The organism is Novosphingobium sp. (assembly GCF_019748365.1).
Lineage (GTDB): Bacteria > Pseudomonadota > Alphaproteobacteria > Sphingomonadales > Sphingomonadaceae > Novosphingobium.
This window is the reverse complement of the sequence record NZ_JAIEPN010000024.1, coordinates 81,359-94,339: the sequence shown is the minus strand read 5'-3', so window position 1 is coordinate 94,339 and position 12,981 is coordinate 81,359. Positions and strand designations below refer to the sequence as shown.

Here is a 12,981-nt window from a genome sequence, read left to right as displayed (position 1 = left end):
ATGGGGCTTTTTATTCAACCCAACTGGCCCCTTTTTAAACCGGTGCCTGGCCCGTTTTTATCCCGGTGTTGACACCGGACTCCTGTTAATCGGCTTGTCTAAAGCACCCTCTCAGATTGCACCACATGTCGCGCATGGGGGCTATGATCCTTCTGGCCAATTTTCTGGCTTTCTCCGCCTCTTTCCGCGCCCGTCAGCGGAAGGATCACGCTTGCTTCAGCCGCAGCATGCCGATGAAGGCCGCGGCGATATCATGGGGTGTGTAGCGGCCCTTGCGATACCATGTCTGCGACCAGTTCAGGCTGCCGAACAGGGCCACCTTGAACAGCCAGCGATCGGTCTGGGGATCAAGCGGCAGCGCTGCGATCAGCTTCTCGAAATGCCGCTCGTAGCGGTCGCGCTCGGCGTTGAGTGTCGGCAGCATTGCGGGCGGGAACGAACGCACGAATTCGGGATTGACGATGCGGGCATAGTCGCCGCCATCGAGCAGGATCGAAAGGTGTGCGGCGCAGGCCGCCTCGATCGCCTGCCACGGTTCGTCCACGGTCCCGCCCAGCGCTGCGTCGATCGCGGCCTCGAACCGCGCCACACCCTTGCGGTAGACCGCGATGAGCAAGTCTTCCTTGGACTTGAAGTGGTAATAGAGCGATCCCGGCAGCATGCCGACCGCGCCGGCAATGTCGCGGATCGAGGTGCCATCATAGCCCTTGGTGGCGAACATCGCGGCGGCGGCATCGAGCAGCGCCTCGCGCCGGTTCTCTCCGCCTCGTGCTTCAACTCTGGGGGCGGTCGTGGCCATGCGGATCAATCCTTCTGCAGGATCATGACCGAACAGGCCGCCTCGTCAAAGCCCATCACGCCGCCGCCGTTCTCGGCCAAGGCAATGCGCGCGCCGCTGACTTGGCGGGGCCCCGCCTCGCCGCGCAGCTGGAGCATCAGTTCGTCGATCATCGAGAGGCCGGTGGCGCCAACCGGGTGCCCCTTGCTGACGAGGCCGCCCGAGAGGTTGATCGGGATCGAGCCGCCGAGCGTGGTCGCGCCGCTTTCAACCAGCCGGCCACCTTCGCCGATGGCGCAGAAGCCGAGCATTTCGGACTGGTAGATCTCGCAGAACGAGGTGGCGTCGTGGACTTCCGCAAGGTCGATATCCTGCGGGGTGACCCCGGCGGCCTTGTAGGCCTTCTGCGCGGCGAGCTGGGACAGGCCGGGCTCGTCGAGCCGGCGATACTTGCCGGCGGTCATCGTGCTGGCGGCAATCCGCACCGCGCGGGCGCGGACGGCGGCAGGCTGCCGGGCGAGCCAATCACCCGAGCAGACCAGCGCGGCAGCGGCGCCATCGCCGATGGGGGCGCACATCGAGCGGGTGAGCGGCCAGCTCACCGGGCGGTCGGCCAGCACGTCGTCCACCGTCAGCGGGAAGCGGTACTGTGCCTTGGGATTGTGGACCGAGGCTGTGTGGTTCTTGGCGCAGGCCATCGCGATCTGCCGCTCGGTCGTGCCGTGGGTGCGCATGTGCCACGCAGCCTGCATGGCGTAAGTATCCATGAAGATCGTGCGGCCGGGGCCGGGTTCGAACGGCTTTCCGGAGGCCTCGCCCGCAGCGGCATAGTACGTGAGCCATTCGTCGGTGTCGTACTGATCGATGCCGCCGTCGAAGAGGGCCTTGGTGCGCTCCGGGTGCACGGGATTGAACGTCTTCTCGACGCCGAACGCGATGCTGAGGTCGGTCTGGCCGGAGAGCACGTCCTTCCACGCGCCGTGCAGCGCGATGGAAGCCGTGGCGCAGCCGCCTTCGACGTTGATGACCGGCACGCGTTCCGGGAACAGGCCCTCGCGCACCAGCGGGGTGAGGCAGACTTGCCCGCGAATGCTGCCCTGTCCGTCGGTCCACATGCCGCAATTGCCGAACCAGGCCATGCCGATGTCGTTGCCGTTCGCAAGGCCAGCATCGGCGAGCACGCCGAGATAGACTTCGCGCGTCAGGTCCTTGAAGCTGCGATCGGGGAACTTGCCGAACATGCTGGAATAGCTGCCGACGATATAGACGTCTGTCATCCGGCGTTCTCCCAGAAGGGGCTGCGCAGTTCGCGCTTGAGCACTTTGCCCAGCGCATTGCGCGGGAATTCGGTGCGGAGTTCAAGGCCCGCGAGGCGCTGCGTCTTGGCAAGGCGGGTGTTGGCCCATTCCAGCAGAGCGGCGACGTCGGGCTCTCCGCGCGGGATCACCAGCGCGAGCGGTGTTTCACCCCATTTGGGGTGCGGAATGCCGATCACGGTCACGTCCTGCACCTCGGGGTGCTGGCCGATCACGGCTTCGAGGTCAGCTGGGAAGATGTTGAAGCCGCCCGAGAGGATCATATCCTTCTTGCGGTCGACGATGTGGAGGAAGCCTTCTGCGTCGATCATCCCGATATCCCCGCTGCGCAGGTATTCGGTGCCGGCCTCGTCGCGCCAGAGGATCGCGGCGTCGAGGTCGGGGCGGTTGTGGTAACCCGCCATCATGCCGAGCCCGCGCCCGACGATCTCGCCCGGTTCGCCACGCGCCGCTTCACGGTCATCATGGCCGACAATGCGCATGTCGAAGCCAAGCACCGGGCGGCCGACGGCGGTGGGGCGCGAGGGGGTGTCGCCCGGCTTGCGCATCGTCGCGAAGCCTTCGCTGAAGCCGTAGAGTTCGTAAACATGCGGCGTCATATGCGCGATCACCGCCTCGCGCGTATCGGCGCGAAGGGAGGAACCGGCGGACAGCAGCGCCTTGAGGCTGGAAAGGTCATGCTGGCCGAGCGCCGGATCGTCGAGCGTGACGATGCACTGCGTCGGCACCATGAAGGCATGCGTGACCTTGTGCCGCTCGATCAACGCAAGCGCGCCGGCCGGGCTGAACTGCTCCATGATGACGATGGTGGCGCCGAGCAGCAGCGGCGGGAGCACCATGAACATCGTGCCGTTGGAATAGAGCGCGGTGCTGACAAGCGTCACGCTGTCCCGCGTCATGCCGAGTTCAAGCGCGTTGGACCACGCGAAATGGGTGCGCGCGCCGTGGCTCTGCACGATCCCTTTGGGAAGGCCCGTGGTGCCCGAACTGTAGATGATGTTGAAGCGGTCTTCGGGGCGAATGCGGACGGCCGGATCGCTATCGGGGGCGGCTGGGAGCGGTTCCCAGCCTTCGCCCTCAAAGCCGATAGCGATGCAGCGAATGTGTGGCGGGAGCTCCGCACCTTCCACGAGCGCGCGGTTGCTGGCGGAGACGAACACCGTCTGCGCGCCGCTGTCGGCCATCATCGTCGCGATCTGTGCGCCCGTCAGCAGGCCGCTGATCGGCACCATGCAGGCGCCTGCGCGCACGATGCCGAACATGACTTCCAGCATCTCGAGCGAATTGGTCATCACGAGCGCAACGGGCTCGTCGTGCTGCACACCGAGGCTGATCAGCGCATTGGCGACGCGCGCGGTGCCCTTGTCGAATTCGGCCCAGGTGAGCTGGCGTTCGCCGCAGATGGCCGCAATCCGGTTCGGCGCAAAGCGGGCGTGGGTGGCCCAGACGGCGGGCATGGCGAAGGCGGGAGCTTCGATCATCCGGTCACCATCGGCATTTCGCGCACCCCGCGCATGGTGAGCGTGTCCATGTATTCCGCCGTCTCGCTCGCCAGCGCGACGTTCGGAAAGCGCGCGAAGAGGCGGGTGATCGCAATGCGGCCCTCAGCCCGGGCGAGCGGTGCGCCGAGGCAGAAATGGATTCCGTGGTTGAAGGTGAGGTGGCGGTTGGGCGAGCGGGTGATGTCGAACTGCGCCGCGTTCTCGAACACCTCCGGATCGTGGTTGGCGGCATTGACCATGGCGTAGACACGGTCGCCCTTGCGCAGCAGCTTGCCGCGCATTTCGAAGCTCTCCTTCACCACGCGCACCACCGCACCGGTCGGCCCTTCGAAGCGCAGCATCTCCTCCACCGCGCTCGCCGCGAGCGAAGGGTCTGCGAGCAGCCTGGCCCTCTGGTCCGGGTTTTCCAGCAGCGCGCGGATGCCGTTGCCGATGAGGTTGGTGGTCGTCTCGTGCCCGGCGAAGAGGAACAGGATGCACGATCCGAGCACTTCATCCTCGGTGATCTGGCCGGTCTGCTGCAGCATCACAAAGTGCGAGATCACATCGCCGCGCGGTTTTGCCTTCCGCTCGTGTGCGGCGGCGCGGAAATAGTCCGCCATGGCCACGATGCCCGCACGCCCGGTTTCATACTTGTCGTCGGTGCTGGTGGCATTGCCAAGGAAGGGCTGCAACTGCATCGACCAGTCGCGCAAGTTTTCCATGTCCGCGCGGGGCACGCCGAGCAGGTCCATGATCACGCTGGCGGGGAGGGGGTTGGCAAATTCGCTGATGCACTCGAACCGGCCGTCCCCGCGCGCTGCGATCCTGTCGAGGAGCCCGTCCGCCAGTTCTGCGATACCGGCTTCGAGATCGCGCATGACAGCCGGGGTCACCACCTTGTTGAGCAGGGTGCGCAGGCGGGTGTGATCGGGCGGGTCCTTGAAGACGACCCAGGTGTTCAGATAGCGGATCAGATCCGCCAGCTTCGCGCGTTCCTCGCCCTGCTGGCTTTCGAAAAACGGGGTGAGCCGGTCCGAAGTGATGCCGCTGTTCATCTGCACCGACTTCACGTCGTCGTGCCGGGTCAGCACCCAGCCCTTGAGCAAGGGCGACCAGTGCACCGGGTCTTCCGTCTGCAATCGTAGCAGGGTTTCCAGCGGGCGCTGGATCACGTCCGGATCGCGCGGATCGAAGACCAGTTGCGGAGTAGGCATGGTGAGAGAAAAGCTCCGGATTTCGCGCTTTGGCTATCATCGCGCTCTTGTCATAGCAAACACTTGTTTGGTAGCCTCCCGGGGAAGGCGCAGCGGGCATGGAAACCCGTCCTCTCGGGGGCAAGCGCCAAGGGAGAGAATCAATGCTCAAGCTTGTTGCCGTGTGGTCGGCGCCCAAGCCGGAAGACCGCGACGCCTTCGAAACCGCCTATGCCAATGTCCACGCGCCGCTCGCGCGGGCTCTGCCGAACCTGACCAGCCTCGAGACGATCCTCGTTGCCGAAGGGCTGGAAGGCGCCGAAGCCGGGGCCTACCGCTTCGCGATCATGACCTGGGCGGACAAGGCCGCGCTCGAACGCGATGAGCAGACGCCGGAGTGGCTTGCGCTGCGCGCCGATGCGGGCGGCATGATCGAGCGCTTCGGGGTGACGCTGGTCTCCTCCATCGGCCACGACGGCTGAGGGGGCGCGCATCATGTCCATTCTCGTCACCGGCGGCACCAAGGGTATCGGCCTTGCCATCGCCAAACGTTTCGCCAAGCCCGATACGGATGTCTTCCTCAATTTCCGCGCCGATCAGGCTTCGGCGGACAGCGCCAAGGCGGAAATCGAGGCGCTCGGCGCGCGCTGCCATCTGATCAAGGGTGATGTCAGCACGCCGGAAGGCGCGCAGGCCGTTGTAGCCGAAGTCGCGGCCAAGACGGACCGGTTGGACCAGCTCGTCCACTGCGCGGTGAAAGTGTTGCCAGAGCCGCTGCTCACGGTCGATCCGGCGACCTTTACCGAAGCGATCAATCTGAACGGCACCGCGCTGGTCTATCTCGTGCAGCCCGCCGTGCCGCTGTTCCGCCGGGGCAGCACGGTGTTCTTCCTTTCGAGCCGTGGCAGCCGGACGGTGATCCCGAACTATGCGGCGGTGGGCGCGGGCAAGTCGCTGGCGGAAAGTCTGATCCGCTATCTGGCGCGCGAGCTGGCGCCGCTGGGCGTGCGGGCCAATTGCGTGGCACCTAGCGCGGTGGACACCGAAGCGCTGCGGCAGGTCTATGGCGAGAAGACCGAGGAAATCCTCGCCGCCGCTGCCCTTGCTAGCCCGAGTGGGCGCAACGTGACGCATGACGACTACTGCAGCCTTATCGAATACCTCGCCAGCCCTTCGGCGGAGATGATCCAGGGGCAGGTGGTGTTTGTCACGGGCGGGGAGTATCTCGCGGCTTAGAAGGCAGGCACTCCGTTGCAAGCCGCGTTGCCGCCGCTTGGCACCGCCAGAAAAGTGATCGTCTCGGGCGCGAGCGTGACGGCTCCGGCGCGCTGGGTGGTGCCGGCAAGGTCCGGCAGCGTATCATTTGCGCCCAATTCCAGCAGCCGTCCGTTCAGTTTCACGCTGGCGGATGCGGGGCCGGGTGAGGAGAGGGTGTAGCGCAGGCTTTGCCTGGGCATGCGGATTTGGCGTGCCGTCTTGCCATTGTTGATCGCCAGCAGCGTCACCCCGCCAGCTTTGCCGGGCAGACAGTGGGCGTAGAGATGCAATCCGTTAGTCGGAGCAAGGCCTGCGTCCAGTACGTTGGACCCCATCAGGCGGTGCCAAAGCAGGGCGGACCAGTAATTGGCCTTGGGGCTCAGGGTTTCCTGATCGAGCAGGCTGTAGCTGCCGGCGGCCAGGGTGTTGTGCATCGAGACCTCCACGCCTTCCCTCGCCAGGCGACCCAACTGATCGAGGTAGCGGAAGCTGTCGCGGAATGTTCCACTCCAGGGGTTTCCGCCGCAGGCGGCATCGGCGCCCTCCGTCATCCACAGGGGTTTGCCGGGCGTGTAGCGGTCGCGCAGGTCGGCATAGAACGCGCGGGTCAGGCTGGCACGGGCGAGCCACTCTTCTGACAGCGCGTCGGCGGCACTGGTCTGCGGCATGTGCATTGCGGCGCAGCGCAGCGAGGCGGCGCCGTAGTGGTGGTAGGAGAACGCATCGATGCCGGGGCCTGTTGCCGCGAGCAGCGCCGCGCTCGGAATCGACCCCGGCAGGGGCGGTATGCCCCAAGGCGCGGGCACCTCTGTCACGGAGCCCGGCCCGAGGATCGCCATGTGCGGCAAGGTGCTCCGGACAAACGCCACGAATATTCGGAAATCGCGGCCATAGTCTGCAGCCGTATAGCCCTTGGGGGCCCCGCCGATCCCAGCCAGCGACGGCTCGTTCATGAATTCTGCAGCGGCGATCTCTCCGCCGAGGGAGCGGGTGAATTGCACCCAGCGCGCGGCCTGATCAGTGGTCCACACGCCGCCCTTGTCCCGAGCGCCATCGCCGATCGCGAACGAGGTGACGATCTTCGCATCGGTCGCGCGGGCGAAATCGATCACCCCCTGCCACTGCGCGCGGTGGAGGACGCTCTTGAAGCCCGGCGGGGGTGAGGAGACGGCATCGTCCTGCTCGTCCGGGAAATAGATGGTGTTGGCCCAGGTTCCGCTCACCCGCAGGTACGCCGGACCAAGAGCCCGCGCCAATTTGCGCAGGCGCGCATTGGCGAGGTCGATTGGGGCGCGGTATTCGAACGGCGTGGTCCCGGTGGACGGCAGGGCACCGGCGGCAGCGGGCGGGTAGGGCTTCCAGAATTGCCCGCCGGTGACTTCCGCCATCTCGACATTGTAGGATTGGAAGCGGGCGTCCACTGTCCCGACCAGCGGGAGCGACGCGACGTCGATCCGGTTGGTGGATGCAGGTCGGCCCTGCGGCATGGCCGGCGTCGGCAGTAGAGCAAGCGCGGCGGCCATGCCCAAGACCGATGTTCGATTGGCGCGTGCTGCAAAGGCCAGGATCGTGCGCATATCTCTCCCCTTTGCGCAGAGGGGGAACCATGCGCGGCTTTGGCTGTCAAATAGAGTGAATCATTGGTCTTTCATCGCAGCGGCTGATGGTTGGATTCTAGAGCAGCGAAAGCCTGAGCTCGCGCTTGAGGATCTTGCCGCTGGCGTTGCGCGGAAGGTTCTCTGCAAAGACCACCTTCTTCGGAACCTTGAACGCCGAGAGCTGCTCGCCGCAATGCGCCAGCACCGCGTCTGCTTCCAGCGCATGTCCCTCGCGTAGCACGATAACGGCGGTGACCGCCTCGATCCACTTGGGATCGGGCATGCCGATCACCGCAACTTCGCTGATTGCAGGGTGCTGGTAGAGCACTTCCTCCACCTCGCGCGAGGCGACGTTTTCGCCGCCGGTCTTGATCATGTCCTTCTTGCGGTCGACCACGGTGATGTAACCGGCCTCGTCCGCCACGCCGAGGTCGCCGCTGTGGAACCAGCCGCCGGCAAAGGCGTCTGCAGTGCGTTCGGGATCGTTCCAGTAGCCCGAAAGGAGCTGCGGCGAGCGGTGGACGATCTCGCCGATCTCGCCGGGCGCGACCGGCTGCATGGCATCATCGACGATGCGGGTTTCGACATGGAGCGTAGGCCGCCCCGCCGAACCGAGGCGCTCGGCGTGTTCTTCGGGGAACAGGATGGTGGCGACAGGGGCGATCTCGGTCTGGCCGTAAAGGTTCCACAGGCGCAGCTGCGGGATGCGTGCATTCATCTCGCGCAGCACTTCGACCGGCATGATCGAGGCGCCATAGTATCCTTTTTCCAGCGCCGAGAGGTCGGCTGTTTCCATCAAGGGCGAGCGCAGCAGCGAGATCCACACGGTCGGCGGTGCGAAGAACGAAGTGGCTTCATGCTGCACCAGAAGCTGCAGCACGTTGTCCGCAGCAGGCGAGCCTGTGATGACGTTGGTGGTGCCAACATGGAGCGCTGGCCCGATCATGCAATCGAGCTGCGCGCAGTGGAACAGCGGCATGGCATGCAGCGCAACCGTATCGCGGGTCCATTCGCAATCGATGATGCAGCTCTGGTATTCCCACAACACAGCATTGTGCGAAAGCATCGCGCCCTTGGGCCGCGATTCCGTGCCGCTGGTATAGACGATCTGCAGCAGGTCCTCGCCGCCGCGCTGCTGCGGGTCAATCGGATCGTCGCACAGCAGGTCGGTCCACGCGGGGACAGCGGCAGGCGGGGGCGCCCATTCGCCGGGGATGCCGAAGACGTGTTCAAGCGCGTCACTGCGTGCAGCAAGGCCGGTCTCGATCGTTGTCTCGTCGACGAACAGCACCCGCGCGCCTGAATGATCAAGGATATAGCGCACATCCTCGGCATTCAGCATGAAGTTGATTGGCACCAGCACCGCATCGGCGCGCGCGATGGCGAAGCGCAGTGCGATGAAGGCGTGGCTGTTGCGCGCAAGGATCGAAATACGGTCGCCCGGCTGCAGGCAGAGCCGCTTGAGGCCAGACGCCAGCCGCTCCACTTCGCGGTGAAACTCGGCATAGCTCCAGGTCACCCCGCCGCAGATGATCGCGGTTTTCGCGCCGTGGCGCTCCGCCGAGCGAGCAAGCATGGCCGAAAGCGACTGCGCCCGCGCCCGTGATATGGCGGCTGCGATAACCCTATCAGGATGCGTTTCCGCTGGCATGGGAACCCTTCGAAATGGCTGGTGGAGGGGGGACGATACACAGCAAAAAGGGAGCAGCGCCACCGGCACTGCTCCCCCCTTGCTTGTGGTGCTTACTTGAAGCGCACCCGGAGCGAGACACCATAGGTTGCCGGCATGCCGGTCGCCTGGGTGATGATGTTGTTGTAGGAGATCTTGTTCTGCACGTTGAAGGTGTTGAACACGTTCTTGCCCCAGGCCGAAACAGTCAGCTTTTCACCGGGGAAGGTGTAGCCCATCCGCGCATCGACCAGCGCATAGCCTTCGATGCGGAAGGCGGTGCGGTCGATCCAGCGGTTGACCCCGTTGTCGGGGATCTGCAGCTGGCTGCCGGCGATATAGGCATCCTGATAGGTGCGGTAGTTGATGCCCGCACCCACGAAGACCTCACCGCCCGCGGAAGTCGGCACGCGGTAGTCGATATCGCCAACCAGCGACCACGACGGCGCGAAGGGCAGGCGGCTGCCGGCGAAGTTCCTTTGATCACCGAACACGGTGATGCCCGAATACTCGTCGACCTTGGTCTTGAGGTAGGACATCGAGCCCGACAGCGTGAGGCCGGCGGTCGGACGGATCACGATATCGGCCTCGACGCCGAAGATGTGCGACTTGGGCACGTTGTCGAGGCGCTGGAGCAGGCCGAACAGCGCGGTGTTGACCGTGCCCTGGATCTGCTTGTCGCGATAATCCTGATAGAACACCGCGCCGCTGAGCGAGATGGCGTTGTTCATCAGGCGGGTCTTCACGCCCGCTTCATAGGACGTGACCGATTCCTGCTTGGCCGGTTTGAACACTTCCTGCGTGGCGCCGGTGATCACCGGGAAAGCACCTGCCTTGTAGCCGCGCGAGATGTTCGCATAGAGCAGCGTTGTGGAGCTGGGCTTGAAATCGATCCCCGCCCGCCACGAGACGTTGTCTTCCTTGAGGGTGATGTTGATCGGATCGCCCGGCAGGTTCTGCGCATTGAGCGAAATGCAGTCGCCGGGACCGATCGGGATGTCCCTGCCGCCGAGCAGGTTGCCGAGCAGGCGGAACAGCGCCGAAAGCTGCTGGTCTTCGGTCGTGTCCGAACCGCACATGCGGTTCCTGTTCTTGGAGTTGGTGTAGCGGATGCCGGCCTTGAATGTCAGCTGGTCGCTGAGGTCGTATTCACCGTTGGCGAACACGGCGTAGTTGTCCATCCGGCCGCGATTTCGCACGTCGGATTCATGGATGAAGTTGGTGCCGGCGTTGCTCAGCGAGTTGTCGCCGTAGGTGATGATCTGAAGCTCGTAGACCTTGCTGTGGTTGTAGTTGGCACCCAGCGTCCAGCGGAAGCGCTGCCCTGGCGCCGACGCGTTGGACAGGCGCAGTTCCTGGTTGAAGTCGTCGATCGTGCCATCGCCTTGCGGGTTGTCGACCAGTTCGAACTGCGAACCATCGAGATCGAACGCCATGTTCTGCGAGAGGTGGTTGTAAGTGGTGATCGAGGTCAGCGTCACAGTGTCTGAGACGTTGAGATCGCCGCGCAGGAAGGCCTGAACGATCTTGCGGTTGCCGCGCGGCTCAGCCGAATCGGTGTCGGACTGGGTGCCGACGCCGCGGCGGCCGCGATTGGACCAGTTGGCGGCGCGCAGATTGCGCGGCGCCAGCGGGGCGTTGAGTTCTTCCGGGGTCGGGGCGGCGGGGTTCGAGGGCAGCGAGGCGATGATCTGCAGCGCCTGCGGCTCCGACCGGTCGACAGAACCATTGATGTTGAGTTCGAACTTGAGCTTGTCGGAGGCCTGCCAATCGGTGATCAGGCGCGCGGCGATATAGTTCTGCTCGCCGTTCCGGTCATCGCGGGTGAAGTTGTACTGCCAGGCATCGCGATGCATCGCATCGACGGCAAGGCGCATGCCCACCGTCTCGCTGACCGGGCCGCTGACATACATCGTGCCGTGGACTTCGTTGAAGCGGCCATAGTCGAGGTTGAAGCCGGCCTGCAATTCCTTGGTCGGCTTGGCTGCAACGAAGTTGATCGCGCCACCGGTCGAGTTCTGGCCGAACAGGGTGCCCTGCGGACCCTTGAGCACTTCGACGCGCTCCAGATCATAGAGCGAGTGGCCGGCGAGCACCGGGAAGGGCATCGGGGCCTGATCGAGCGAGAGGCTGACGGCGGGGTAGACGCCGAGCGAGTCCGAGTTGAAGCCGATGCCGCGAAGGGTGAACACCGGGGTGCCGTGGGTCGAGGGCGCGAGGGCGAGGTTCGGCACGGCCTTGGCCAGTTCGTCGAGCCGAACGATGTTGCGCTTGTCGAGCAGCGTCGTGTCGAACGCGGCGACGCTGGCGCCGACCTTGCTGATGCTTTCACTGCGCTTGTTGGCAGTGACGATGATTTCGCCGACGGGGGCTTCCTCGGCAGCGGCCCCTTCCGCTGCGGGGGCCGCGAATGCCGGGTGGGCGAAAGTTGCCAGACCTATGGCGGTCGATGCCGCCAGGATGCTGCGCCTGATGTTGCTCATTTCCCTCTCCTTTGTGTTGTCGTTTTGTTGTTGTGGTTTCAGGCGGACCGGGTTCGTCAGCCCTTCACCAGATCTGAAAATACGCCGATCGCACGCCTCAGGATGCGGTCGGCTGTCGGGAAGGCGGCCCGCATGGTGGCAAGGCCGTGGATGAGGCCCCTGGCCTCCATGAAATGCACTTCCATCCCCGCCGCGGCCATGCGTCCGGCCATCGCCCGGCCCTGATCGCGCAAGGGATCGAGCCCCGCTGTAAGGATCACCGCCGGGGGCAGGGCAGCGGGGAGCGGATGCAGCAGGGGCGATGCTGCAGGGCCTGCCGCGTCACCTTCGCCTGGCAGGTAGTCGGCTGCGAAGCGCGCAAGGAGCTTGGCATCGAGGATGAAGCCTTCGCCGAATGCCTTGTACGAGCCGTGATCGGGCGCGGTGCAATCGAGCCAGGGGTAGACTAGCAGCTGCGCCTTGACCTTTTCCGCGCCAAGCGCGGCCGCCACGTAATACGCCAGATTGCCGCCAGCGCTGTCGCCTGCCGTGGCAAGGCCGGTAACGGGGGCTTCCAGCTCCTCCGGGCTGCCGAGCACAAATTCTGCGGCCGCCACGCAATCGTCATGGCCGGCGGGGAAGGGCTGCTCCGGCCCCATGCGGTAGTCGGCAGCGACGACGCGGCAACCGGTGATCGCGGCGATCGTGCTGCAGACCGGGTGGTGGGTCTCCAGATCGCCGATCACCCAGCCGCCGCCATGCATGTAGAGAACGACCGGGCCGGCAACGGCCTCGCCCGGGAAATAGGCACGCAAGCCGCAGGTTGGGCCGGCGATGTCCTTCCAGCGTACGCCCGCTTCGGGCGGCACATCGAACAGCGCACCCATCTGCAGATAGACGGCGCGCATGTCCGTGGCAGACAGGTCGGCAAGGTGCGGGCCGCCCTGTTCGGCGATCCCGGCGAGCACGGCTGCGGTTTCCGGCAAGACAAACGGTTCTTCCATCAAAGGACTCCTGCGACCTGCAAAATCACATTCGGCCCGCTGCGAGCATGCGCGCGGGCTTCGGCAAGCGATCGCCGCAATACGGCTTGTTCCTGACCGCCAAGCACCATCCGAAATGGGCTTGCGGCAAATATCTGGAAAATAACGACAACCCCCAAAAATCTAGCTACATATCAGGAAAGCTAGGCGAATGGGCGGTCTCGCACCATGTCGCTGCGCG

General features: G+C 64.9%; 10 protein-coding genes. 2 read left to right on the top strand and 8 right to left on the bottom strand.

Annotated elements, in window-relative coordinates; genetic code table 11:
* Positions 1–205 precede the first annotated feature (205 nt).
* From K5Q19_RS03725 to K5Q19_RS03710, 4 genes are read right to left on the bottom strand one after another with little or no spacing between them, the layout of a single operon-like run.
* Positions 206–799, bottom strand: a complete 594-nt coding sequence (locus K5Q19_RS03725) for a TetR/AcrR family transcriptional regulator (protein ID WP_292941325.1) — start codon at positions 797–799, stop codon at positions 206–208.
* Between the two features lie 5 nt (positions 800–804).
* Positions 805–2,055 carry a thiolase family protein gene (locus K5Q19_RS03720; protein ID WP_292941323.1) on the bottom strand — a complete coding sequence of 417 codons (1,251 nt, stop codon included), beginning with the start codon at positions 2,053–2,055 and terminating at the stop codon, positions 805–807.
* Positions 2,052–3,575 carry an AMP-binding protein gene (locus K5Q19_RS03715; RefSeq protein WP_292941321.1) on the bottom strand — a complete coding sequence of 508 codons (1,524 nt, stop codon included), beginning with the start codon at positions 3,573–3,575 and terminating at the stop codon, positions 2,052–2,054. The genes K5Q19_RS03720 and K5Q19_RS03715 overlap by 4 nt, the downstream gene beginning before the upstream one ends.
* Positions 3,572–4,792, bottom strand: coding sequence for a cytochrome P450 (locus K5Q19_RS03710; RefSeq protein ID WP_292941319.1), 1,221 nt, complete (start codon positions 4,790–4,792; stop codon positions 3,572–3,574). The genes K5Q19_RS03715 and K5Q19_RS03710 overlap by 4 nt, the downstream gene beginning before the upstream one ends.
* A 143-nt stretch (positions 4,793–4,935) precedes the next feature.
* On the opposite strand from K5Q19_RS03710, the gene K5Q19_RS03705 reads away from it, so the two are divergent.
* Positions 4,936–5,253, top strand: a complete 318-nt coding sequence (locus K5Q19_RS03705; RefSeq protein WP_292941317.1) for an EthD family reductase — start codon at positions 4,936–4,938, stop codon at positions 5,251–5,253.
* 13 nt (positions 5,254–5,266) lie between these two features.
* Positions 5,267–6,007, top strand: a complete 741-nt coding sequence (locus K5Q19_RS03700) for an SDR family oxidoreductase (protein ID WP_292941315.1) — start codon at positions 5,267–5,269, stop codon at positions 6,005–6,007.
* On the opposite strand, the gene K5Q19_RS03695 is transcribed toward K5Q19_RS03700, so the two are convergent.
* From K5Q19_RS03695 to K5Q19_RS03680, 4 genes are all read right to left on the bottom strand, one after another.
* Entirely contained in the window at positions 6,004–7,605 is a 1,602-nt protein-coding gene (locus K5Q19_RS03695; RefSeq protein WP_292941313.1) for a hypothetical protein, read from the bottom strand. The two genes, K5Q19_RS03700 and K5Q19_RS03695, sit on opposite strands and share 4 nt — an antisense overlap.
* Before the next feature lie 97 nt (positions 7,606–7,702).
* The gene (locus tag K5Q19_RS03690; protein ID WP_292941311.1) at positions 7,703–9,277 is read right to left on the bottom strand and encodes a fatty acyl-CoA synthetase; all 1,575 of its coding nucleotides are present in this window, start codon (positions 9,275–9,277) and stop codon (positions 7,703–7,705) included.
* Positions 9,278–9,369: 92 nt separating this feature from the next.
* Positions 9,370–11,778: a TonB-dependent receptor gene (locus tag K5Q19_RS03685; protein ID WP_292941309.1), complete on the bottom strand. Its 2,409-nt coding sequence runs from the start codon at positions 11,776–11,778 to the stop codon at positions 9,370–9,372.
* A 56-nt stretch (positions 11,779–11,834) separates the two neighbouring features.
* A complete protein-coding gene (locus tag K5Q19_RS03680; RefSeq protein WP_292941307.1) occupies positions 11,835–12,761 on the bottom strand; it encodes an alpha/beta hydrolase in 927 nt (308 codons plus the stop codon).
* Positions 12,762–12,981 lie beyond the last annotated feature (220 nt).